The sequence below is a fragment of the Pseudocitrobacter faecalis genome (assembly GCF_965231525.1).
Lineage (GTDB): Bacteria > Pseudomonadota > Gammaproteobacteria > Enterobacterales > Enterobacteriaceae > Pseudocitrobacter > Pseudocitrobacter faecalis.
The window spans coordinates 288642-312600 of the sequence record NZ_CBDDNJ010000002.1; the positions used below are offsets into that span (position 1 = coordinate 288642).

A 23959-nucleotide genomic window follows, 5' to 3' on the forward strand; every position below is an offset into this window, starting at 1 on the left:
CCGCGCCGGGCTAAAAGAACAACATGAAACAATCTCCTCGTACTGGTCTGATGCTCCTGGTGTTGGTGCTCATTGGCCTGAATATGCGCCCGTTACTCACGTCTATCGGGCCTTTACTTCCACAATTACGAGCTGCCAGCGGCATGAGTTTTACGCTGGCTTCTCTTCTTACCGCATTGCCGATGATCGCGATGGGCGGTCTGGCGTTAGCGGGAGGCTGGATCAATCGTCATGTTCGCGAACGTGATAGCGTGGCGATCGGTCTGTTGATGATCACCCTCGGAGCACTGCTACGTGAACTGGCACCCCACAGCGTCGTGCTTCTGAGTAGCGCGCTGCTGGGGGGAATCGGCATTGGTGTTATTCAGGTTGTGATGCCCACGGTTATCAAACGCCAGTTTCAGCGTCGTATGCCACAGGTCATGGGACTTTGGTCAGCGGCATTGATGGGGGGCGGAGGTTTGGGGGCGGCATTAACGCCATGGATCGCCGGGCAGAGTGAATTCTGGTACAGCTCCCTGGCATGGTGGGCAGTGCCTGCAATTATTGCTCTGATTGGCTGGTGGCCGCAAAGCCGAGGTTCCACCAGAGCTGGCCCGGGAAGCGCTCAGAGTTCAATTCGCATCACCCGCAATCCCCGTGCATGGTCTTTGGGGCTCTATTTCGGTGTTATTAATGGCGGCTATGGCAGTCTGATAGCCTGGCTGCCTCCTTATTATATGCAACTGGGAAATAGCGCGCAGTTTAGTGGCACGCTGCTGGCGCTGATGACTGTCGGGCAGACGGCTGGCGCGCTGCTGCTACCTTTGCTGGCGCGGCATGAGGATCGGCGGCGATTGCTGCTGGTGGCGCTGGCCTTACAAATGATCGGTTTCCTCGGCTTTATCCTGTGGCCTGCGCATCTTTCCGTGCTGTGGGCGATCGCCTGCGGGGTAGGATTGGGAGGTGCTTTCCCGCTTTGCCTCGTTCTGGCGCTCGATCATGCCGGACATCCGGTTATTTCCGGGAAGCTGGTGGCGTTTATGCAGGGGATGGGTTTTATCATTGCCGGGCTGTCACCTTATCTTTCGGGGTTATTACGTAGCATGAGCGGTGATTTTGTCGTCGACTGGGTGTTTCATGCGTGCTGTGTTGTTGGATTAATGCTGCTGACGCTGCGTTTTGTTCCGTCACGCTATCCGCAGGAGTGGTCTGCAACAGAATAGAACGGCGTCCTTTCATCAGTAAAAAGCACTTCTTTGTGGATAACTCTGTGGTTAAGTGGGTATAAGGCAGGGTTATGCTGTGGAATGCAGCAGTCAGTGAAATATGTGCAAATTAGGGGTTGCAGGCTCGGCGTAACTCCCTATAATGCGCTCCCACTGACACGGCAGATGTGAATTACTTCACACAAACAGCCGGTTGGTTGAAGAGAAAAATCCTGAAAATCAGGGTTGACTCTGAGAGAGGAAAGCGTATTATACGCCACCTCGCAACGGTGAGCTTCACGCCGCGTTGCACTGCTCTTTAACAATTTATCAGACAATCTGTGTGGGCACTCAATGATACGGATTCTTAACGTCGCAAGACGATAAATGAATACCAAGTCTCTGAGTGAACACGTAATTCATTACGAAGTTTAATTCACGAGCATCAAACTTAAATTGAAGAGTTTGATCATGGCTCAGATTGAACGCTGGCGGCAGGCCTAACACATGCAAGTCGAACGGTAACAGAAAGCAGCTTGCTGCTTTGCTGACGAGTGGCGGACGGGTGAGTAATGTCTGGGAAACTGCCTGATGGAGGGGGATAACTACTGGAAACGGTAGCTAATACCGCATAACGTCGCAAGACCAAAGAGGGGGACCTTCGGGCCTCTTGCCATCGGATGTGCCCAGATGGGATTAGCTAGTAGGTGGGGTAATGGCTCACCTAGGCGACGATCCCTAGCTGGTCTGAGAGGATGACCAGCCACACTGGAACTGAGACACGGTCCAGACTCCTACGGGAGGCAGCAGTGGGGAATATTGCACAATGGGCGCAAGCCTGATGCAGCCATGCCGCGTGTATGAAGAAGGCCTTCGGGTTGTAAAGTACTTTCAGCGAGGAGGAAGGTGTTGTGGTTAATAACCACAGCAATTGACGTTACTCGCAGAAGAAGCACCGGCTAACTCCGTGCCAGCAGCCGCGGTAATACGGAGGGTGCAAGCGTTAATCGGAATTACTGGGCGTAAAGCGCACGCAGGCGGTTTGTTAAGTCAGATGTGAAATCCCCGGGCTCAACCTGGGAACTGCATTTGAAACTGGCAAGCTTGAGTCTCGTAGAGGGGGGTAGAATTCCAGGTGTAGCGGTGAAATGCGTAGAGATCTGGAGGAATACCGGTGGCGAAGGCGGCCCCCTGGACGAAGACTGACGCTCAGGTGCGAAAGCGTGGGGAGCAAACAGGATTAGATACCCTGGTAGTCCACGCTGTAAACGATGTCGACTTGGAGGTTGTGCCCTTGAGGCGTGGCTTCCGGAGCTAACGCGTTAAGTCGACCGCCTGGGGAGTACGGCCGCAAGGTTAAAACTCAAATGAATTGACGGGGGCCCGCACAAGCGGTGGAGCATGTGGTTTAATTCGATGCAACGCGAAGAACCTTACCTGGTCTTGACATCCACAGAACTTAGCAGAGATGCTTTGGTGCCTTCGGGAACTGTGAGACAGGTGCTGCATGGCTGTCGTCAGCTCGTGTTGTGAAATGTTGGGTTAAGTCCCGCAACGAGCGCAACCCTTATCCTTTGTTGCCAGCGATTCGGTCGGGAACTCAAAGGAGACTGCCAGTGATAAACTGGAGGAAGGTGGGGATGACGTCAAGTCATCATGGCCCTTACGACCAGGGCTACACACGTGCTACAATGGCATATACAAAGAGAAGCGACCTCGCGAGAGCAAGCGGACCTCATAAAGTATGTCGTAGTCCGGATTGGAGTCTGCAACTCGACTCCATGAAGTCGGAATCGCTAGTAATCGTAGATCAGAATGCTACGGTGAATACGTTCCCGGGCCTTGTACACACCGCCCGTCACACCATGGGAGTGGGTTGCAAAAGAAGTAGGTAGCTTAACCTTCGGGAGGGCGCTTACCACTTTGTGATTCATGACTGGGGTGAAGTCGTAACAAGGTAACCGTAGGGGAACCTGCGGTTGGATCACCTCCTTACCTTAAAGAACCGTTCCTTGAAGTGCTCACACAAATTGTCTGATAAATGATGAACTTCTGAATGTACTTTCGAGTGCATTAAGAAGTTTTGCTCTTTAAAAATCTGGATCAAGCTGAAAATTGAAACGACACACTATTAAGTGTGTTCGAGTCTCTCAAATTTTCGCAACACGGTGGTGTTTTACGAAACATCTTCGGGTTGTGAGGTTAAGCGACTAAGCGTACACGGTGGATGCCCTGGCAGTCAGAGGCGATGAAGGACGTGCTAATCTGCGATAAGCGTCGGTAAGGTGATATGAACCGTTATAACCGGCGATTTCCGAATGGGGAAACCCAGTGTGTTTCGACACACTATCATTACGTGAATACATAGCGTAATGAAGCGAACCGGGGGAACTGAAACATCTAAGTACCCCGAGGAAAAGAAATCAACCGAGATTCCCCCAGTAGCGGCGAGCGAACGGGGAGCAGCCCAGAGTCTGAATCAGCATGTGTGTTAGTGGAACGGTCTGGAAAGTCCGACGGTACAGGGTGATAGTCCCGTACACCAAAATGCATATGCTGTGAACTCGAAGAGTAGGGCGGGACACGTGGTATCCTGTCTGAATATGGGGGGACCATCCTCCAAGGCTAAATACTCCTGACTGACCGATAGTGAACCAGTACCGTGAGGGAAAGGCGAAAAGAACCCCGGCGAGGGGAGTGAAAAAGAACCTGAAACCGTGTACGTACAAGCAGTGGGAGCCTACTTGTTAGGTGACTGCGTACCTTTTGTATAATGGGTCAGCGACTTATATTCTGTAGCAAGGTTAACCGAATAGGGGAGCCGAAGGGAAACCGAGTCTTAACTGGGCGTTAAGTTGCAGGGTATAGACCCGAAACCCGGTGATCTAGCCATGGGCAGGTTGAAGGTTGGGTAACACTAACTGGAGGACCGAACCGACTAATGTTGAAAAATTAGCGGATGACTTGTGGCTGGGGGTGAAAGGCCAATCAAACCGGGAGATAGCTGGTTCTCCCCGAAAGCTATTTAGGTAGCGCCTCGTGAACTCATCTTCGGGGGTAGAGCACTGTTTCGGCTAGGGGGTCATCCCGACTTACCAACCCGATGCAAACTGCGAATACCGAAGAATGTTATCACGGGAGACACACGGCGGGTGCTAACGTCCGTCGTGAAGAGGGAAACAACCCAGACCGCCAGCTAAGGTCCCAAAGTCACAGTTAAGTGGGAAACGATGTGGGAAGGCTCAGACAGCCAGGATGTTGGCTTAGAAGCAGCCATCATTTAAAGAAAGCGTAATAGCTCACTGGTCGAGTCGGCCTGCGCGGAAGATGTAACGGGGCTAAACTGTGCACCGAAGCTGCGGCAGCGACACTAAGTGTTGTTGGGTAGGGGAGCGTTCTGTAAGCCGTTGAAGGTGTGTCGTGAGGCATGCTGGAGGTATCAGAAGTGCGAATGCTGACATAAGTAACGATAATGCGGGTGAAAAACCCGCACGCCGGAAGACCAAGGGTTCCTGTCCAACGTTAATCGGGGCAGGGTGAGTCGACCCCTAAGGCGAGGCCGAAAGGCGTAGTCGATGGGAAACAGGTTAATATTCCTGTACTTGGTGTTACTGCGAAGGGGGGACGGAGAAGGCTATGTTGGCCGGGCGACGGTTGTCCCGGTTTAAGCGTGTAGGTTTGCAGACCAGGTAAATCCGGTCTGCTTCAAGACTGAGACGTGATGACGAGGCACTACGGTGCTGAAGTGACAAATGCCCTGCTTCCAGGAAAAGCCTCTAAGCATCAGGTAACATCGAATCGTACCCCAAACCGACACAGGTGGTCAGGTAGAGAATACCAAGGCGCTTGAGAGAACTCGGGTGAAGGAACTAGGCAAAATGGTGCCGTAACTTCGGGAGAAGGCACGCTGATATGTAGGTGAAGTGATTTACTCATGGAGCTGAAATCAGTCGAAGATACCAGCTGGCTGCAACTGTTTATTAAAAACACAGCACTGTGCAAACACGAAAGTGGACGTATACGGTGTGACGCCTGCCCGGTGCCGGAAGGTTAATTGATGGGGTTAGCTGTAAGGCGAAGCTCTTGATCGAAGCCCCGGTAAACGGCGGCCGTAACTATAACGGTCCTAAGGTAGCGAAATTCCTTGTCGGGTAAGTTCCGACCTGCACGAATGGCGTAATGATGGCCAGGCTGTCTCCACCCGAGACTCAGTGAAATTGAACTCGCTGTGAAGATGCAGTGTACCCGCGGCAAGACGGAAAGACCCCGTGAACCTTTACTATAGCTTGACACTGAACATTGAGCCTTGATGTGTAGGATAGGTGGGAGGCTTTGAAGTGTGGACGCCAGTCTGCATGGAGCCAACCTTGAAATACCACCCTTTAATGTTTGATGTTCTAACGTAGACCCGTGATCCGGGTTGCGGACAGTGTCTGGTGGGTAGTTTGACTGGGGCGGTCTCCTCCCAAAGAGTAACGGAGGAGCACGAAGGTTAGCTAATCCTGGTCGGACATCAGGAGGTTAGTGCAATGGCATAAGCTAGCTTGACTGCGAGCGTGACGGCGCGAGCAGGTGCGAAAGCAGGTCATAGTGATCCGGTGGTTCTGAATGGAAGGGCCATCGCTCAACGGATAAAAGGTACTCCGGGGATAACAGGCTGATACCGCCCAAGAGTTCATATCGACGGCGGTGTTTGGCACCTCGATGTCGGCTCATCACATCCTGGGGCTGAAGTAGGTCCCAAGGGTATGGCTGTTCGCCATTTAAAGTGGTACGCGAGCTGGGTTTAGAACGTCGTGAGACAGTTCGGTCCCTATCTGCCGTGGGCGCTGGAGAATTGAGGGGGGCTGCTCCTAGTACGAGAGGACCGGAGTGGACGCATCACTGGTGTTCGGGTTGTCATGCCAATGGCATTGCCCGGTAGCTACATGCGGAAGAGATAAGTGCTGAAAGCATCTAAGCACGAAACTTGCCCCGAGATGAGTTCTCCCTGAGACTTTAAGTCTCCTGAAGGAACGTTGAAGACGACGACGTTGATAGGCTGGGTGTGTAAGTGCAGCGATGCATTGAGCTAACCAGTACTAATGAACCGTGAGGCTTAACCTTACAACGCCGAAGGTGTTTTGGCGAAGAGACATCGAGAAGTAAGCCTGATAACAGATTAGATTAACCGGCAATAAGCGGGTTAATACAACAGAATTTGCCTGGCGGCAGTAGCGCGGTGGTCCCACCTGACCCCATGCCGAACTCAGAAGTGAAACGCCGTAGCGCCGATGGTAGTGTGGGGTCTCCCCATGCGAGAGTAGGGAACTGCCAGGCATCAAATAAAGCAGAAGGCCATCCGCAGGGATGGCCTTTTTGCGTTAGTGCGAAAAAACCCTGCCGGATGCGGCTGCGCCTTATCCGGCCTGCAAAAGAACAATCCCACCGAATGACACGACCCCGCAGGCCCGGTAAGCTCCGCGCCTCCGGACAACACAACGCGCACAACCGCTCCCTGACGACATCTTAACGATACCTTGACCTGCTCCCCGTTGATTAGTACACCCCGATGTTAGTAATGTCTTCATAAGCCACATGAGGACATCCCCATGAAGAAGCGTTTTTCCGATGAACAGATCATCAGTATTCTCCGCGAAGCCGAAGCTGGGGTACCCGCCCGTGAACTCTGCCGCAAGCATGCCATTTCCGATGCCACGTTTTACATCTGGCGTAAGAAGTATGGCGGTATGGAGGTGCCTGAAGTTAAGCGCCTGAAGTCGCTTGAGGAAGAGAACGCCAGACTCAAGAAGCTGCTTGCCGAAGCCATGCTGGATAAAGAGGCGCTTCAGGTGGCTCTTGGGCGAAAGTACTGACGACAGACCAGAAGCGGGAAGCCGTGATGTTGATGTGTGATGCGACCGGTCTGTCGCAACGTCGTGCCTGCAGGCTTACAGGTTTATCCCTGTCGACCTGCCGCTATGAGGCTCACCGTCCGGCTGCTGATGCGCATTTATCAGGGCGCATCACTGAGCTGGCACTGGAGCGCAGGCGTTTTGGCTACCGTCGTATTTGGCAGTTGCTGCGCCGTGAAGGGCTTCATGTTAATCATAAGCGCGTGTACCGGCTTTATCACCTCAGTGGCCTGGGCGTAAAACGCAGAAGACGTCGTAAAGGGCTGGCAACAGAACGTCTGCCGCTGCTCCGTCCGGCGGCGCCCAATCTGACCTGGTCGATGGATTTCGTCATGGACGCACTTTCCTCCGGTCGCAGGATCAAGTGTCTTACCTGCGTCGATGATTTCACAAAGGAATGCCTGACGGTCACTGTTGCCTTTGGGATTTCAGGCGTTCAGGTCACGCGTATTCTGGACAGCATTGCACTGTTTCGAGGCTATCCGGCGACGATAAGAACTGACCAGGGGCCGGAGTTCACTTGCCGTGCACTGGATCAATGGGCCTTTGAGCATGGTGTTGAGTTGCGCTTAATCCAGCCGGGCAAGCCAACGCAGAACGGATTTATTGAGAGCTTTAACGGACGATTTCGCGATGAATGTTTGAATGAGCACTGGTTCAGCGATATCGTTCATGCCAGGAAAATTATTAATGACTGGCGGCAGGATTATAACGAATGCCGCCCGCACTCCACGCTGAATTATCAGACACCGTCTGAATTTGCAGCGGGCTGGAGAAAGGGTCATTCTGAGAATGAAGATTCCGACGTTACTAACTGAGTGTTGTATCTAATCGTGGGGGCAGGTCAACCTGCCCCAGAAAATACTCAACAGATTAAAACGCGCCTCGTGGATTACAGCGATGATTTAAAAGCGTAAGGGAGGAGCGCAGGAAGAGTGGAGTGCAAACCCCAGAAAAGCAAAAACCCAGCCACAGGCTGGGTTCTTTAAATAGTGGTGCCCGGACTCTGAATCGAACCAAAGACACGGGGATTTTCAAAATTCGCGCCTAAATTGGTCACGATTAAAAGAATTTATGGTTAATTTGTCACTCCTGCTCGCGCCTTTCAATAGGTTGCCCTGGTATCGAGATAAAAACTAATAGTATATATTTCCATTGCCTATTTCCTCGAAGTCGAAGTGAATCACTACAGGTTCATAACTCACTCCTGAATCTGCCATCTGGTGATGATTTATGTTGCCGTAGCTAAAATATTGAACGGTTGATATTTTCCTGATTCCTGTAGCAGTATCTATCCTATTTGTCTTTCAAACTGTTTTTTATTAATTTGGTAATTCTGACAGTAAGGGCCAGTCTTATGATGGACTGACCCCACGACCGTAGATGCGTTGGACTAGAGTGAAAGGCTATTGAACTATTGGTGTTTGTATTTAGGTTAAGGATAGCTCACAAATAATATACCTGCGCCTGAAAAGGCGCCCGATGTTGTTGGTGTACCACTCAGTGTTGCAGTTAACGGTACCCTGTTAATCCCTTCTACACCATTTAATGTCGAACCTAGGGTAGAGCTATCAGCTGTAATTATGGCTTTCATTCCGTTAGATAAATCAATCTCAGAATTACCTACAAGATCTAACGTATATTTGACTCCCGCAGTACACTGAACCGAGAGTTCCTCGGTAAGCGAAGAGCCAGGCGCATTGGCAAGCTGCATAGTTCCGAAAGCATAAGTGAGAGATGGTGTTGCCAGTGCGCACCACTCAGGCGCTGGCGGTAGTCCAACACATCCAAGTCCGCCTCCTGGATTCCAGCGCGGCAACGCTTCGAGAGAACTCCAGGGTGCATTGCTAAAATCACTAATACTTTCAACGCCTGTGGTCATAAATAAACATCCCATATTGGCTTTCCATGGGAGATTGTTGTATGTCGATGTTCCAGCCGCTTTAATCAGATCTGCAGCGTAATCTTTGAAGGTTAATTTTTGTACGGTCGCATTGTTAATATGTTGACCTGTACCATATTGTACGTTTGGTAGCGCAATATAAGAACCACAATCGGTATAGGTACAAGTGCCACCATTCCATTTAATAAACTGGGCCACTAAGATAGCTGCCCCCAAGGTCCCCAATTTAGCCTGAGCCACTTCTATAAGCGTGCTTGTATCAGAGATTGTAGGATCATTGTAGGTCGAAACCGTATAAGTCATAGTTAAACTAGTGTTAGTAGCGTTCGCTGAGACAAGTACAGGCCATTGGTATTCCAGAGCGCTGGTACTCATTGAATACATAAAAAGAAGCAGTAGCAGTTTTCGCATTTTATAATCCATTCAAGGTGAACCGAATCCCTATTCAGGCCGCGGTTAGTACACCGGTTTACTGATAGGCAGCCCGTAATGTTGCCTGTGCGGTAAATGGCCCTTCAGCAAGCTCAGCACCATCAGCCTGGATCAGAACAGCCTCTAGAGAGGGGGAGGTGGTGCTATTAATTTTCACTGATTTATTGAGTTCAAACGGCTGGTTATCAATATATAGCTTTATCCCTAGAGAAGACTGTTCTGGTGTGAGCACGGCGGCATTATCAGTATCAAATAAGGCTGGCGTGCCTGTTACTGATAGCGTGAGTTGCCAGGCCAATCCACTATCATCGTGTTCACAAGCAAGCGTGATCGGAACAGGCCTACGGTATATTCCCGAAGCTACTCTATTCACCGCTAAGCGATCGCCAAATTCCACAAGAATGGTTCCGCTATCATCAAGGCTACAAGGTGGCGGCTCAACCAGAGTGCCTTTAAACTCCAGATTCAGTGGATCCTCTGCTAGCACGGGGGATACCATCATCATCCCACCTGTAATCAAGGACATCAGTAGCCCTCCTGTAACAAATACAGACTTTCTCATCCTCAGTATCCTCACTGGTAATCTACGACAAGGGAAGCCAATACGCTAAATGTGCCTCCGCTTAATGCAACGCCATCCTGCTTCTCTGGTACTGCATATAACACAGGTAGATTGGGGTCAGTAAACGTTATCCAGGTTCCAGGGGAATATCTGCTATCACCACTATATAGGGCTATACCTAAACCATTTTTTTCCGTCTTTAGCACCGCGCTATTAAACCCAGCCGATACGGTCGCACCGTTAATTCTAACTTTCTGTTTAGAGCTAAGTGCGACAGAACAGTCCAGCGTAAATTCAATTTTTTGACGATACTCTTGACCATCTATTCGTGTTGTCATCAGCTCATTTCCAAAATCGACGACAATATTATTTCCACCATTTATTATACAGGGGGGAGATTCCAGTAAAGTGCCATAAAAATATGTCGCAACCTCATTAGCAAATGCTTGTGGGCTCACTGCGTAAATCAAAAAAATGAAAGAGATAGTCCCCCCGGCACGCGGCTTGATGCCGGCCCATATTGCAGGCATATTCATAGTGTATGCTCCTTGTCTTTAGTAATAAACTACTGATAGTCGATGACCATCGTGCCTGAACTGTAAAAGAATCCAGAGGTCAGGGTTGCATTCTCTTTTTTTACAGGTACAGCATAAAGCGTAGGGATATCACTGTTACTGCCTGTATATTTAAAATTAATATAGGTGCCAGCAGCAAGCTCCACATTGCCATTATAAAGACGGATCCCCAGACCGTCTTTTGATGTTCCGAGTAATCCAGAGCCAAATCCTGCCGTCTGAGTAGATTTAAAGGCCATCTTTAATGACGAGTTTCGTTCCATATTTTGGCAGGTTAGCGTGAAGGCAACGGATTTTTTCTTATAATCTTTGCCATCAATAAGGTAAATATAAACATCGTCACCAAAATCGACTTCAACCAGCCCCTTTCCCCCCACGGTACATTGCGGAGTATCAATAATGGTACCTGTAACTGTAATCGCTGTAGTATCTCCCTCAACGGCAGCGAATACTGGTATAGGGCTTCCGCTAATAAGACTCATGGCAATCGTATTGGTAATTAACCAACCCGATAATGACGGTAAATTCATTGCTGTACCGCCTTTTGGGATATCGTGTTCTTGGTTGCGGCCAATGTTTTCGCTGATTTTTTATTCTCAGGAATAAGCACATTGCCTGCCTGGCAGGTCTTTTCCTGGCAGGAAAACTGAAGTAACCGTTGGCTACCGTAATCATTTACAAATACCAGTACCGGAGAGTGCCCCAATGCTATTGATGAAACAGGAAGTGCGATAGTATCATCAGGAGCAACCATTATCGGTTCAAAATTTTCGATGCCCTTACCCTGAATAGATGTCCGCGCTTCAACAAAAGAAAAGTGATAAGGTGTTGGGTTATTAATTAAATAACTCTCGCCCTGTTTAGTCAGGGTCAGTTTTTCAATTCCCGGCACAACGTCTGCCATCTCATCAACCTTTATAGATTTTGGGCGGAAAAAAACTTTAAGTCGAGTCTGCATTGCAAGCGTCAATACATTGGGTTTCTCTGATTTAGGGGGGATTTCACGCAGATTAAAATAAAATACACTTTCCCGATCCTTCGGCAAATCATACAGATCCGGCAGAGCTTGCAGTCGAACTAACGTTTTTGCGCCAGCTTCTACTCGCTGTACTGGCGGTAGCACCATCAATAGGCCGGTGAGTTTTTCTTCTTTTTCATTTTCCATCCATCCCTGCGCCAGATATGGCTCACGTTCGTTTCGATTAGTAACATTAAGGCTCACTGACTGCTCACCTTCGTTGTATATCAGTCGCGACCGATCCACTGTTAGCGCACCATGTGCAGGTACAGTGCCCAGTAAAAGAAGCATTACCAGCCCCCATATGCCTTTATTCATCATATTTCTCCTGTTACTCAATCAGCCAGTCACCGTAATGGCTAGCAGAGCCTGGCAGCGTGGTAGATTGACTGATATTTTGTCGGCTACTCTGTACCTTCATACGGCAGCGCAGCAGACTCTCTTTTGATAAAAACATCAGGCGGAACCGAACCAGAAGTCCGATATTATTACTGGAGCCTGTTTTATACATAACCTGGCGCTTAAGCCTGCTATTATGCTTCGGATTTCCTTTCGGCATACGACCGGATATCCATGCCCACATAAAGGCCATTTCTTCTCCTGTCAGCCAAATATCCTTTATATCTGGTCGATGATTTATTACATGCCAGATATCAGTATTCACGACGGTAGAGATCAGAGACTCTCCCGGACTGTTGGCATCAACTAAGCCTACCCTTCCAGGGCTGAACAGATTGGACAATTCATCGATGATTAACCCACTTCCGGCAATTACCGTTAACCCTTCAGGCAACACCGGGGCCTGACTCCAGGCCAACAGGTATAGCTGATCCGGGAAATGCAGTACGCTAACAGTTCTCCTCTCAAGCACCTCCTGGAGACGCCGGTCTCTCATCAATGCTTCGGCCGCACCCTGAGCAAAAAAACGATCGCCTGAGAATATGGTCAGTCCACGGCCTGACGGGATATATTCCATATGTACGTTCATATCATGACTTTCCAGTAAAGGGTGTTGTGCCGCCCTTTCCCATACTGCCGACAGAGTACGCGTCCTGTATTTTGGAGTGCCAGAAGTCGGGCCCGGGCGCTGTAAATGCTACAATCCATCACATCGGAGAACTGCCGTGTGGAGACCCAGCCATCACGACAGCTTTGTGCCATCAGACTTTGTAGTGTAATTATCAGGAATGATTCCCTATCGCTACTCATCCCCATATCCTCATTTGCTGAGGTAATGGCAATATGGTCTCAGGCCAGTAAAAACCCTGGCCAATATCCGCTCCACTCTGCTGTGCGTGAATCAAATCGTCCTGACTTTCAACACCCTCAACCACCACCTGAGCTCCCATCCCTCTTGCCAATTTAACCAGATGAGACAGCGCATCAGGCTCCCGGTGACGACGCCGTATTTCTCCTCGATCAATTTTGACTCCATCAAATGTTACACATAGGGAGCCTACTTCCGGGAGCAGCGCTGGAGTCAGGTCATCTATCCACAACTTCCACCCTTCTTCTCGTAGGACCATCAACGTCACGACGAGGCAATGCCGTTCCGAACCGGACAATCCCTGTAGTGCGCCCGGGTCTTGTATCTCGATGCCTATGTTTCGGCTAAGATCGGTTCGTGAAGTGAGTAGCCTGTCCAGATTGGCGGTATCCCGTAATGTTCTGACAGGCAGGTTAATCAGTAATGTCTCTCCGGAATAACGGTGTGAGACAATTTCAGCCTGCATTAAAAATAACGACAATGCAGTTTCTGCCGATAAATATTTAAAGAACAGTTCTGTAAACACAGGAATAGTCAGCTGTGATAATACCTCCTGACCAATACATTGGTTACTGTGTAGATCCATCAACGGTTGCAGGCGTAGCCCCTGAACCATTCCATTCTTTATCATATGTTCTGCATGCGATAATAATCCGAGATCCACGGCCATATATCCTCCTGTACTCAAACTTATCTGGTGGTAATCAACCCCGTTATTCCCAAACCAGCACAAACGTAGTTACCGCCGAGAAATCTCCTTCGCTGACCTGACTAAAATCCTGCGCCTCTATTCGGGCTTGATACTCGAGAATCGTGTCGCCAGCGTGCAAACCAGAGACTGGCTGTGCTTGGTTCGGTGCTACCAGACGGCCTTCACTGTCTGTCATTCGTATTGATATTCCTTTTGCACTCCCTGTTACGGCTAGCGTTCCTGGATGAGTACTATCTTCCTCTCCAAGGAATGTCACGCTGACCTGGCTTCCTAAGGAGAGATCGCATTCCGTCAGATGTATGCTGAAGCTTTTCGCCACGCTGTAGTTGTGGTTAATAAACGTTTTTGCGGCGATGTTGCCAAAATTGATTTCCTGCTCTAATGAATCCATCTCAATCTGGCATGGGTCGGCTACCAGAGTACCGCTGAACTCCACATCAGTGTCAGCCAGAGCGGTGGCTGCCGGAAACCCAAGGACCGCCCACATCAGCGCAGCCTTCATCAGTCTGCAACATCTCCTGTCTCTCAGTCGTAGTTCCATCACTCGTACTCCATATTTACGTTAACCGCTGCGTACACTTCCCCGGCATGTAGTGGTGCACTAGTGCGCCACAATTGTGCTTTCAAAGGTATAACGTTCCGTCCTGGATTAAGAGGTAACGGGTGAGAAGACACCGATGGCTGTAGCCACTCGCCGCGCTCGTCTTCAAGGCGAAGAGCTACTCCGGAGGCGCTGCCATGTATGCGAAAATAGCGCTCATCCATCGAGTCGGACTCTCCGGTCAGGGTTAGACGTATTCCCGGCTGTGTGGAGAGCCATTGTTTACCCGCCATTATTTGCGGTGTGCTCAGCCATGAAGGTCCTGTCGGACAGTCTTCCAGCACAAACTGTACCGTCACCGGCAGTGAAACCGATCCCGGTGGTTCCAGTGCCCACAGGGCATTTTGCCCCAGAGAGATCTCCTGCTCGGCCGACTCCGGAGATAATATGCAGGGGGAGCTAACCAACTGACCTCGGGCCAGAATACCGCCGTTTAACCCGTCAACTTGCCAGTTCCCTCTGGCGGGAAAAATAGAGGCTAGCCCCACAGTAGCCAGTACGAATAGCCTTGCCCATGAGGTTTCGATCATTGTGTTCCCCGGCATTGTCATCATACGATCCTCTGTCAGGCACCGTTCTGTGTCACGGGATCAGCGCGGCAGATATCACCGTTGCAGCGGAACGCCAGCCCAGGCTTACCCCCGAAGTCGTTAATGGTTGTTAGCCATGGTGCGGAAAATGTTCCACTGCGGACGATTCCACTGGACTTAGGCTCGATCATCACACTCTGAAAATCTTTCGCCACGGATTGTTTCTCTCCGCCAGTTACCCCAAGCACTGTGATGTAGTAAGGCGTTGGGTTCTCAATGCGATAGCCGCCGCTAACCCGATGCAGTACCAGTTTTTCGTCCTGACGACTGTATCGTTCCGGAATAATGGACGCCGGGCGATAAAACAGCTTAATTTTGGTCTGTAACGCCAGTTGCAGGACATTTGGATGGTCGCTTTTTGGCGGTACTTCTCGCACGCTAAAATAAAAGAGGCTCTCCCTGTCCTGCGGCAGGCTGGCTGCGGCTGGTAAAGCATTAATTCGAATGACGCTCTTTTGTCCCGGTTCAACCCTCTGTAGTGCTGGCATGGCGATCAGTGGAGAAGATATATTGTTCTCCATTCGTTTACCCTGCGCATCTTCCAGCCATGCTTGTGCCAGATATGGTTTTTTGCTGCTGGCGTTGGAGATATTTAGTGCCAGACTCTTTTCGGTACCCGGGAAAATTGCCCGGGTTCTGTCCAGCGCAATAGCGGCCTGTGCGGGGATTGCCAGGGTTGCAGCCAGACAGCCGCCGATCAGTACGGTGGATAATTTATTAATATTTATTGGCTTCATAATTCATTTACTCAATCAAATAGGACTTACTATTCTTTTACGGTCTGGACAGTCGGAGTACACGGTAACAATATCTGCTGAGCTGGAATTACTGGCGGCAGCGTGACGGTACACAGTACATTTGCACCCCGGAACACGTTCAGTTGTTCATTGGGCTTAACTCCGGAGATCCATGCCAGCCCACCATCACTCACCATCCCAAGCTCGCGAGAAGCGGCATTGCGGATAATGGCGCCGAACGGTGGGGGCGAGCCGTTCTGTTGTGTCAGAACGGCCACCACCTTCGCGCCTTTCAACACATCAAAGCGTCGGAAGCCAATTGCTCCTTCGGTCAGTGCTGCTTCTGCTACCGGTGAGCCGGCTGTCTCTACATCATCTGGTAGACGAGTTACATCAATTTCTGTTGTGGTGCGGTAGTAGCTCGCAACCGACGGCTCTACGGCAATACCAAACATATTTGTTTTTCCATTACGGCCAATCGGTACTCCGGGAACACCATCAGTACTAACCAGCATTCGGGTCCCGCCGTTACCAGCGCTTCCATGCAGAGCTGTCCCTTCAGTTGTCACTGTCATCCCACCGTTTAACGACAGACTGCCTGAGGTGTAGCCGCTTTCCTGCCAGCTAATACCCGCCGTCACATCGGCCATATCACCGGTATGGCTGTAGTAACCGCTGGCTTGAGTTGTGAATGCTTCTCCTCCGCCACTGCGGCTTCCCGCCGTAAGGCGGTAGCTGTCGTCGTTTGATAGGCGTTGATACCAGCCCGCGGTCTGGGTGTAGCGGTTATTACCCCAGTTGCCGTTATAACTGACGTTTCCCCCGCCCAGTGGGATAGTGAGGCTCAGCCAGACGGAATCATCGCGACTGCCGTTATAGTCACTGCGGCTCGCCGACATTGTGGCCGACATATTTCGCCAGTCTCCCAGGTCAAAGTAGCGACTGGTCGACAAGGTATAGCGGTCTGTCTGTGGCCGGTTCCAGTAGGTTTGGTGCGACCAGCTCAGATTGGTGGACAGCCGCAAGTCCGTGAAGCTCTTACTGGCTGACACGGTGTACAGTTCTTTATTACCTCCCCGAATCCCGCCGTAATAACGGGCGTCCAGATACTCCGGCATCGTCAAATAATCACGTTCTGAAAAGCGATAACCAGCGAATGTGAGGTTGCTGTTTATTTCATCAAAACGCTTGGAGTAACTTAGACGGTAAGAACGTCCCTGAGGGCGCTCGCCGTCAGGGAGGTGGGCCATCGACTGTGTAATATCTGCTGAAATAGCGCCGAACTGATACAGATCGCGCCCGACCCCGACAGCCAGACTGTTGTAGTCCTGTGAAAAGATCCCCCCACCGTACAACGACCAGCTATTGGTAATGCCCCACGATGCTTCAGTCGTTGCAAAATACGGACCTTCTACATGATGTGTGTAATCAGATGGACGCCCGGTAGCTAGCTTATAACGTACTTGTCCCGGACGGGTCAGATACGGTACAGAGGCAGTTGCCACCTGAAATGTCTGGACATTGCCATCCTGCTCTTCCACCCGTACATCCAGTTGACCATTTACCGCGCTATTTAGCTCCTGGATACGAAATGGACCCGCAGCGACGGTCGTTTCATACAGTACTCGTCCTTGTTGGGTGATAATTACTTTGGCATTGGTTCGTGCAATGCCCGATACTTCCGGCGCATAGCCACGCAGTTTTGGCGGTAGCTGTGTTTCATCGCTCATTAGCGCGGCACCGGTATAACGCCATGAGTCAAATAAATCCGACATCAGATACGTTTCGCCAATCGTCAGCTTTGCCATCATTCCTGGTAGCGCCCGATAAGCGTACACACGGCTCCAGTCAAAATTTTGTTGTGTGCTGTTGCTCTGCCCTGTGGTGTGGTTGTAACTTCCCTGCCAGTCGCCACGTAGGCGCCAGGCTCCTAAATTCGCGCCTAGCGTTCCGCTGGCACTTGCGCTCTGACTTTGATTCCCCTGTGTGGGCCGCGTCACATTTGTATTGACGTTATAATCCAGCATGATTCCGGGAATCCCATTCTCCCAGCGGGATGGCGGCAACCATGAACTATCCTGGTATTCCAGCCACGCCTGAGGCACGGATATATAAAGGGTCGATTCGGACAAATCACCGCGTAGCACCACACCTTCCAGCGCAGAAAAATCCGCACAACTACCCTGAGCATCAAATAGCACTTTCTCCAGTGCATCTGGTTTTAAGCCCAGAAGCTCAGTCTGTTCACGCGTCAAGCAAGCTCGAACGATGGTTTGTGAACCAGATACTGGAGGGAATTCTTTAAATACAATATCCTGCTCAGAAATGGTCTGATCATTTAAGCGAATCGAAAATAAATAACTGCCAGGCATGATATAGCCAGCTTGCTGAAAACGGGATAAATCAATGTTGTCACGATCTTCTGCATTCAAAATATCTGTGTTGAACTCGACTGAATATGCAGCTTGAGATATTCCAGATAGCGCAATAAAAATATAAAAGCCTAATATGTTTCGCTGAAACAACATTGAATTACCCATTTATATTTCATAATGAAAATAACGAATTACACATCCCAGAGAAACATAAAAAAAACGAAATGAAATTTACTGATATTCCACCATAAAGCGCAGAAATGCAGACCATTCGCCCTCTTTAGTCTGTTCATCGGTTTGAACTACATGAAGACGGTAATTCAGGCTATTCCCTTCAGGTGACAACCACACCGCCGGCAATGCTTCTCCTGGACGTGCGATATATCCCCGTACATCCGTCAGTTGTAGAGCTATACCTTTTGCCGGGCCGCTAACGGCAAATGTTGCGTCTGATGCAGCAGAGCGAACGCCATCAAAAGTCACACTGACATCACGCCAGGTTTCACTATTCTCCAGGTGACAGTTCACCAACCGTATACTAACGGGGCGAGAAATGGGGCGGCTCAGGTTATGCTGAGAATTAAATGAATGAGTGCCAAAATTAACCTCCTGCCATACATCGTCGGTGTGAATATTGCAGGCTGAAGCCAGAAGCTGACCCGTCATGGTAACCCGCCCTTGTCCTATCACCGAAGCCCAGGTATTGCAGGAAAGTAGTAATATCACGACAGGAAACACACGGAAAAAAAAGGACATGACTTCCCCCGAAAAAGCCCGGGCATATTGCCCGAACTTTTATTTTTTACTTACAGAAAATTATTCGTAAGCCAGTGTGAAGTCAGCGATAGACTGGAATTCACCAGTAGTAATATCACCGCCCAGTCCCTGTAAATATGCGGAGAAGCCCAGGGTATTGTTGCCTTCAATCAGTTCACGAGCAGTGCTGGTTCCGCCTACCGGAATAATATTGCTGGAACCATCAGTAATCACAATACCTGCGCCATTAGCGGTACCGGTGATACCGAACCAGGTATCGTCATTTTCAACAGCTTTAGAACCACCAAAAGTCACTTTAACGGACGGCGCGGTGCCATCGTCATTCAGGGCACAATTTTCAAGGTTGATTTCGAAATTACGTGGAGTAGATACGCCATTGTCTGCCAACTGAGAAGCTGCGATCTGACCCAGGTTAACTTCCTGATCTGAAGAGTCCGGGTTGATGGAGCAAGCTGCATCAATGATAGAACCTGTAAAAGTTACTTTACCGCTGCCTTCCTCCGCAGCATATACAGAAGAAGAAACCAGACCCATAGTCATAATAAAAGCAGACGCGATTGCATTAAGTTTCATTAAATTAAATCCTGTAAATAAACTGAATATAAATACTATATTTCACATAATTGAGTACGCGTCAAATATGTGATGCAGACTGTTTAAACAAAGCTAGAGATTATCATTTATAGATATTCGTCAATGTCTCCCAATATTTATGGGGTGCTCGTTAACAGTTCGAAATAATTATTCCTATTAATTGCAAAAATGAGAAGTAAAACAGATTTGAGCAATGAAAACGATCTAAAATCCTGCTCAAATCAAAAATAAAAGTGTATTTCACTGGTTTTCTAGGTGGTTAAATGTTTTTGCAGTCAAAAGCTCTGTGTAATGCGGGTATTGCGATATATAAGATCGTTAAAATGGATAACACAATATAAACACTCAGTAATAACTAAGGTATATCTTATTTAATCGTACATTCTTAAAACCAAATAATAACAAAATAAAAACAATTTTCCGTCAGCGACTAGGAATGTTCACAATGTTTTTTGAAAAAATAAGGAATGGGATGTGTAATTTGATTGCCATTATCTTTGCAGAGGACAGGAGTATTCACCGCGATGAACTGGTGATCTATGTGCAATGCTACTATCCGTAGATTCGTATCCCGTTGTGCATTGTTTATATGGCGCGTACTAGCCTGAAATTTGTGTCCCAAATGGACTAAAAAGCGGTGGTTAGTAAACTGGAGCGGGGGGGAGGGGCATCGCTTCAGCTTCACCAAAGAAAAAGCCTCTAACTTTATCGAAGAGTTATTTCTTCGTTGCCTCTGGTGGCGGTAAAGTTTGCTTATTCTTTGCGACCTGTGCGTGTTGTTTTGGCTCAGGGTCTGGGTAAGTGGGTTGTGACTGATAGAAACTCATTTCGCCAATGTTGCTTTGTGGCTCTTCTGACTCCCCGGCATCGGTATTACCAGCACCTTTTTTTTTGCAGTTACAAAGTACTCGATCGCCTGTGATTACGCAGAGGTTGTCTGCCGCTAAGTAATGCGCAGTGCCATTGATCTGAAATGGCCCGCTGCAGGAATCTTTCGGGCACCATGCCCTTTCGCCATTCAGGGCAATATTCCGTTCTTCAATAATCGTCGAGGAAGCTGAAATCACTTCACCGCCGCTCGTGGTTTTGTCTCCAGGCCTTACCAGTAGTAAGGTCATAATCCATTATAAATCATATTGATATCATAGATGTAATGAGACTAAAGCTAAATCAATTAGGGAGAAAAATGTTTGGTTTGATGTATGGGGGAGTTAGGAGGGTTCAAATCAGGTGGTAAGCGTTTTACTTCAGACTGGACAAAGACCGGATGTGGCCTTGCAGAAATGAATCCGCCAACCAAGAACACATGATGGAAATAGTATTTATTGGGGATAGGAAGTCTGACAGGCAAGGCCAGTGTGACCAGAAATCTACCGGAACCTCAGAAAGCAAAAACCCAGCCATAGGCTGGGTTCTCTGAATAGTGGTGCCCGGACTCGGAATCGAACCAAGGACACGGGGATTTTCAATCCCCTGCTCTACCGACTGAGCTATCCGGGCAACGAGGCGCATTAAACCTTATTCACCTCTCCGCGTCAACGGAATTTATAAAATTTGATGCGAATTGCGCAATATATCATCACCTTGCTGCATTTGCACGCGACTCAGGCGAAAAAGTGGGTCCACAAGATTGAAATCGGCATCGCCAGTATCAGGGCTGGCAGCATATTTACCACGGCAAACATTTTGATACCGCAAATCCGTAACCCGGTTGCCAGTAGCAGCATGCCGCCAACGGCGGTGAAGTCGGCCATCATCATTGGTGTGGTAAGCGGGAGCAAAAGCGACGCGCACATGGCCAATGCAATCTGAATTATCAGCATCGGCAGGGCTATCGCCGAAACGGCTATGCCCAGCGTGCAGGCGAAAATTGTCGCCGTAAAGAAATCCAGAAATGCCTTGGCGATGAGAATCGAGGCGTCGCCAGTCATCCCTTCGCGCATCGCGCCGAAAATCCCCGTCCCGCTGGCGCAGAACAGTACGATAATGGCGACATAGCTCTGAATAAACGTTTCATGGTTGTTATTGCTCTTACTTTTACGCGACAGCAGTTTCTTCAGCTTGCTCACACCGTCATTGATGCCTTTTTCGAGCAGACAGAACTCACCGATAAGCGTTCCCACTAATGTTGCCAGCACCATAACCGGCAGGTTTTCGCACTTCACTACTAACAAAATACCAATGCCAAGCGAAGCCAGACCAAAAATTGAGGTCATGGAGCTGCGAATACGTTCCGGTAAACGCTGGCTGAGAAGCGCGCCGAGGATACCGCCTGTTAAGACAGCACCGGCATTAATAAATGGCCCGATAACCACGTTGACTCCTGTAAAATGATCCCTTCAGTAGGGCGCTATTATGACCTGGTTAATCGGTTCAGTGCGCGTTAAATCGACATTCGCGGTGATGGGGTTTTCATCTTGCCCCTGTGGGTGAAAGGTGCCATGATTGCGCGATTTTTCCCCAGCTATGCCATTGCTGTCGAAGCTGGAATTCCGTTGGGCCCCTGATGTTTCGCGGGGCAGGACTGACTGTCTTGTCCTGGTTTTTCCTTTTCCGAAATGGGTTGTTGCGCCGATGAAATCACTGCATATCGCCGCCAGCGCGGAGCTGGTCTCTCAACTCTCCACCCACCGTCGCGTGGTGGCGTTGGACAGTACCGACTTCACCGACGTTGCGGCCGTCGTCATTACCGTGGCAGACAGCCGTAGCGGTATTCTGGCGCTGCTTAAGCGCACCGGGTTTAATCTGCCGGTCTTTTTGCTGGCGACGGAGGGGGGAAATGCTCCTGCGGGTGTTGATGCGGTGATCACCGGCAAAGCGCAGGAGTGGCTTGAACTTGAATCTGCTGCCTGTCGCTATGAAGAAAATCTGCTGCCGCCGTTCTTCGATACGCTGAGTCAGTATGTCGAAATGGGCCACAGCACGTTCGCCTGCCCGGGCCATCAGCACGGTGAGTTTTTTAAAAAGCATCCGGCTGGCCGCCAGTTCTACGATTTCTTCGGTGAGAACGTCTTTCGGGCGGATATGTGCAACGCCGATGTCAAACTGGGCGATTTGCTGATCCACGAAGGCTCCGCGAAAGATGCGCAGAAATTTGCGGCAAAAGTGTTCCACGCGGACAAAACCTACTTTGTGCTTAATGGCACGTCGGCGGCGAACAAAGTCGTCACTAATGCACTGCTCACGCGTGGCGACCTGGTGCTGTTTGACCGTAACAATCACAAGTCCAACCATCATGGCGCGCTGATTCAGGCCGGGGCGACCCCTGTCTATCTGGAAGCTGCACGTAACCCGTTCGGTTTTATCGGTGGGATTGATGAGCATTGCTTTAATGATCGTTATCTGCGTGAGCTCATCCGCGACGTTGCGCCGGAAAAAGCGGAGGACGCGCGCCCGTTCCGCCTGGCGGTGATCCAGCTCGGTACTTACGATGGCACTATCTATAATGCGCGTCAGGTGGTGGATAAAATCGGTCATCTCTGCGACTACATTCTGTTTGATTCTGCGTGGGTCGGCTACGAGCAGTTTATCGATATGATGGCCGACACCTCTCCACTGCTGCTGGAACTTAACGAGAACGATCCGGGGATTTTTGTCACCCAATCGGTGCACAAGCAGCAGGCCGGATTCTCCCAAACCTCGCAGATCCACAAAAAAGATAACCATATTCGCGGTCAGGCGCGCTTCTGCCCGCACAAGCGTCTGAACAATGCCTTTATGCTTCACGCCTCTACCAGCCCGTTCTATCCGCTGTTTGCCGCACTGGATATCAACGCCAAAATTCATGAAGGTGAAAGCGGGCGTCGTTTGTGGGCAGAATGCGTTGAGCTGGGGATCGACGCGCGTAAAGCGATCATCGCTAACTGTAAAATGATCCAGCCGTTTGTCCCGCCAGAGGTGGAGGGTCGCCCATGGCAGAGTTATTCGACCCAAACGCTTGCCAGCGATCGCAAATTCTTCAGTTTCGCGCCAGGCGCGCGTTGGCATGGTTTTGAAGGTTACGCGCAGGATCAATACTTTGTTGATCCCTGCAAACTGCTGCTCACCACGCCGGGGATTGACGCCGCAACCGGCGAATATACAGCGTTCGGGATCCCGGCGACGATTCTGGCGCATTACCTGCGCGAGAACGGTATTGTGCCGGAGAAGTGCGATCTCAACTCCATATTATTCCTGCTGACGCCTGCTGAGAGTCGCGACAAGCTGGCGCAACTGGTGGCAATGCTGGCCCAGTTCGAGCAGCACATCGAAGATGACACGCCGCTGGCAGACGTATTGCCGACGATATTCAACAAGTATCCGGTGCGTTACCGCGATTACACCCTTCGCGAACTGTGCCAGGAGATGCACAACCTTTATGTCAGCTTTGCCGTAAAAGATCTGCAAAAGGCGATGTTCCGCAAAGAGAGCCTGCCGAAGGTGGTGATGAACCCCCAGGATGCCAATCGCGAGTTCATTCGTGGCAACGTGGAGCTGGTTCGCATCAGTGAAGCCGAAGGGCGGATAGCTGCTGAAGGCGCGCTACCATATCCGCCAGGCGTGCTCTGTGTGGTGCCTGGCGAGGTATGGGGTGGTGCGGTTCAACGTTACTTCCTGGCGCTGGAAGAGGGTGTCAACCTGCTGCCGGGCTTCTCACCGGAGTTGCAGGGGGTTTACAGCGAAACCGATGCCGATGGGATCGAGCGGTTGTTTGGGTATATGTTGAAGTAATTTTTTGAGCCCCTCACCCACAGGA

At 50.0% G+C, this 23959-nt stretch carries 18 protein-coding genes, 1 tRNA gene and 3 rRNA genes; 6 read left to right on the forward strand and 16 right to left on the reverse strand.

Features of this window, described 5'->3' with window-relative positions:
- Nucleotides 1-23: 23 nt before the first annotated feature.
- The 5 genes from ACOXYR_RS02035 (at nt 24) to ACOXYR_RS02055 (ending at nt 7899) form a co-directional block, all read left to right on the forward strand.
- A complete protein-coding gene (locus tag ACOXYR_RS02035; protein WP_421355371.1) occupies nt 24-1205 on the forward strand; it encodes a cyanate transporter in 1182 nt (393 codons plus the stop codon).
- A gap of 435 nt (nt 1206-1640) precedes the next feature.
- Nucleotides 1641-3182 (forward strand): 16S ribosomal RNA (locus ACOXYR_RS02040).
- Nucleotides 3183-3387: 205 nt separating this feature from the next.
- Nucleotides 3388-6293 (forward strand): 23S ribosomal RNA (locus ACOXYR_RS02045).
- 97 nt (nt 6294-6390) lie between these two features.
- A 5S ribosomal RNA gene (gene rrf / locus ACOXYR_RS02050) occupies nt 6391-6506 on the forward strand.
- The 16S, 23S and 5S rRNA genes sit together here, the layout of an rRNA operon.
- Nucleotides 6507-6778: 272 nt before the next feature.
- Nucleotides 6779-7899 (forward strand): IS3-like element ISSen4 family transposase gene (locus ACOXYR_RS02055; protein WP_421425921.1). Its coding sequence is split into 2 segments (ribosomal slippage): nt 6779-7037 and nt 7037-7899, totalling 1122 coding nucleotides; the frame shifts between segments, so codons are not numbered across the junction.
- A 617-nt stretch (nt 7900-8516) separates the two neighbouring features.
- Here the strand turns inward: ACOXYR_RS02055 and ACOXYR_RS02060 are convergent.
- From ACOXYR_RS02060 to ACOXYR_RS02135, 16 genes are all read right to left on the reverse strand, one after another.
- Nucleotides 8517-9395 (reverse strand): hypothetical protein, encoded by an 879-nt coding sequence (locus tag ACOXYR_RS02060; protein ID WP_421356684.1) that lies wholly within the window; start codon nt 9393-9395, stop codon nt 8517-8519.
- 58 nt (nt 9396-9453) lie between these two features.
- Nucleotides 9454-9978, reverse strand: a complete 525-nt coding sequence (locus ACOXYR_RS02065) for a fimbrial protein (RefSeq protein WP_421356685.1) — start codon at nt 9976-9978, stop codon at nt 9454-9456.
- Between the two features lie 11 nt (nt 9979-9989).
- Nucleotides 9990-10514, reverse strand: coding sequence for a fimbrial protein (locus tag ACOXYR_RS02070; RefSeq protein WP_421356686.1), 525 nt, complete (start codon nt 10512-10514; stop codon nt 9990-9992).
- A gap of 29 nt (nt 10515-10543) precedes the next feature.
- A complete protein-coding gene (locus ACOXYR_RS02075) occupies nt 10544-11083 on the reverse strand; it encodes a fimbrial protein (protein WP_421356687.1) in 540 nt (179 codons plus the stop codon).
- The gene (locus ACOXYR_RS02080) at nt 11080-11889 is read right to left on the reverse strand and encodes a fimbria/pilus periplasmic chaperone (RefSeq protein WP_421356698.1); all 810 of its coding nucleotides are present in this window, start codon (nt 11887-11889) and stop codon (nt 11080-11082) included. The genes ACOXYR_RS02075 and ACOXYR_RS02080 overlap by 4 nt, the downstream gene beginning before the upstream one ends.
- 13 nt (nt 11890-11902) lie before the next feature.
- Entirely contained in the window at nt 11903-12559 is a 657-nt protein-coding gene (locus ACOXYR_RS02085) for a hypothetical protein (RefSeq protein ID WP_421356688.1), read from the reverse strand.
- Between the two features lie 217 nt (nt 12560-12776).
- Nucleotides 12777-13508: an EAL domain-containing protein gene (locus tag ACOXYR_RS02090; RefSeq protein WP_421356689.1), complete on the reverse strand. Its 732-nt coding sequence runs from the start codon at nt 13506-13508 to the stop codon at nt 12777-12779.
- A 43-nt stretch (nt 13509-13551) separates the two neighbouring features.
- Complete coding sequence (locus ACOXYR_RS02095; protein ID WP_421356690.1) at nt 13552-14052, reverse strand: fimbrial protein; 501 nt, start codon at nt 14050-14052, stop codon at nt 13552-13554.
- A gap of 38 nt (nt 14053-14090) precedes the next feature.
- Nucleotides 14091-14696 carry a fimbrial protein gene (locus ACOXYR_RS02100; RefSeq protein WP_421356691.1) on the reverse strand — a complete coding sequence of 202 codons (606 nt, stop codon included), beginning with the start codon at nt 14694-14696 and terminating at the stop codon, nt 14091-14093.
- 20 nt (nt 14697-14716) lie between these two features.
- Nucleotides 14717-15478 (reverse strand): fimbrial biogenesis chaperone, encoded by a 762-nt coding sequence (locus tag ACOXYR_RS02105; RefSeq protein WP_421356692.1) that lies wholly within the window; start codon nt 15476-15478, stop codon nt 14717-14719.
- Between the two features lie 29 nt (nt 15479-15507).
- Nucleotides 15508-18018: a fimbria/pilus outer membrane usher protein gene (locus tag ACOXYR_RS02110; protein ID WP_421356693.1), complete on the reverse strand. Its 2511-nt coding sequence runs from the start codon at nt 18016-18018 to the stop codon at nt 15508-15510.
- A 66-nt stretch (nt 18019-18084) separates the two neighbouring features.
- On the reverse strand, nt 18085-18519 hold the full coding sequence (locus ACOXYR_RS02115) for a fimbrial protein (RefSeq protein WP_421356694.1): 435 nt from the start codon (nt 18517-18519) through the stop codon (nt 18085-18087).
- 150 nt (nt 18520-18669) lie between these two features.
- Nucleotides 18670-19203, reverse strand: coding sequence for a fimbrial protein (locus ACOXYR_RS02120; RefSeq protein WP_421356695.1), 534 nt, complete (start codon nt 19201-19203; stop codon nt 18670-18672).
- A 737-nt stretch (nt 19204-19940) separates the two neighbouring features.
- Nucleotides 19941-20342 carry a PAAR domain-containing protein gene (locus ACOXYR_RS02125; protein WP_421356696.1) on the reverse strand — a complete coding sequence of 134 codons (402 nt, stop codon included), beginning with the start codon at nt 20340-20342 and terminating at the stop codon, nt 19941-19943.
- Nucleotides 20343-20648: 306 nt separating this feature from the next.
- Nucleotides 20649-20724 (reverse strand) — tRNA-Phe (locus ACOXYR_RS02130).
- A 104-nt stretch (nt 20725-20828) separates the two neighbouring features.
- Nucleotides 20829-21539: a DUF554 domain-containing protein gene (locus tag ACOXYR_RS02135; protein WP_108475786.1), complete on the reverse strand. Its 711-nt coding sequence runs from the start codon at nt 21537-21539 to the stop codon at nt 20829-20831.
- A gap of 259 nt (nt 21540-21798) precedes the next feature.
- Between ACOXYR_RS02135 and ACOXYR_RS02140 the strand changes: the two genes are divergently transcribed.
- Nucleotides 21799-23934 (forward strand): ornithine decarboxylase, encoded by a 2136-nt coding sequence (locus tag ACOXYR_RS02140; protein ID WP_421356697.1) that lies wholly within the window; start codon nt 21799-21801, stop codon nt 23932-23934.
- Nucleotides 23935-23959: the final 25 nt, after the last annotated feature.

Coding starts and splice junctions, on each gene's coding strand:
- ACOXYR_RS02035 (WP_421355371.1), top strand. CDS start 24: ATGAAACAATCTCCTCGTACTGGTCTGATGCTCCTGGTGTTGGTGCTC.
- ACOXYR_RS02060 (WP_421356684.1), bottom strand. CDS start 9,395: ATGCGAAAACTGCTACTGCTTCTTTTTATGTATTCAATGAGTACCAGC.
- ACOXYR_RS02065 (WP_421356685.1), bottom strand. CDS start 9,978: ATGAGAAAGTCTGTATTTGTTACAGGAGGGCTACTGATGTCCTTGATT.
- ACOXYR_RS02070 (WP_421356686.1), bottom strand. CDS start 10,514: ATGAATATGCCTGCAATATGGGCCGGCATCAAGCCGCGTGCCGGGGGG.
- ACOXYR_RS02075 (WP_421356687.1), bottom strand. CDS start 11,083: ATGAATTTACCGTCATTATCGGGTTGGTTAATTACCAATACGATTGCC.
- ACOXYR_RS02080 (WP_421356698.1), bottom strand. CDS start 11,889: ATGAATAAAGGCATATGGGGGCTGGTAATGCTTCTTTTACTGGGCACT.
- ACOXYR_RS02085 (WP_421356688.1), bottom strand. CDS start 12,559: ATGAACGTACATATGGAATATATCCCGTCAGGCCGTGGACTGACCATA.
- ACOXYR_RS02090 (WP_421356689.1), bottom strand. CDS start 13,508: ATGGCCGTGGATCTCGGATTATTATCGCATGCAGAACATATGATAAAG.
- ACOXYR_RS02095 (WP_421356690.1), bottom strand. CDS start 14,052: ATGAAGGCTGCGCTGATGTGGGCGGTCCTTGGGTTTCCGGCAGCCACC.
- ACOXYR_RS02100 (WP_421356691.1), bottom strand. CDS start 14,696: ATGCCGGGGAACACAATGATCGAAACCTCATGGGCAAGGCTATTCGTA.
- ACOXYR_RS02105 (WP_421356692.1), bottom strand. CDS start 15,478: ATGAAGCCAATAAATATTAATAAATTATCCACCGTACTGATCGGCGGC.
- ACOXYR_RS02110 (WP_421356693.1), bottom strand. CDS start 18,018: ATGGGTAATTCAATGTTGTTTCAGCGAAACATATTAGGCTTTTATATT.
- ACOXYR_RS02115 (WP_421356694.1), bottom strand. CDS start 18,519: ATGACGGGTCAGCTTCTGGCTTCAGCCTGCAATATTCACACCGACGAT.
- ACOXYR_RS02120 (WP_421356695.1), bottom strand. CDS start 19,203: ATGAAACTTAATGCAATCGCGTCTGCTTTTATTATGACTATGGGTCTG.
- ACOXYR_RS02125 (WP_421356696.1), bottom strand. CDS start 20,342: ATGACCTTACTACTGGTAAGGCCTGGAGACAAAACCACGAGCGGCGGT.
- ACOXYR_RS02140 (WP_421356697.1), top strand. CDS start 21,799: ATGAAATCACTGCATATCGCCGCCAGCGCGGAGCTGGTCTCTCAACTC.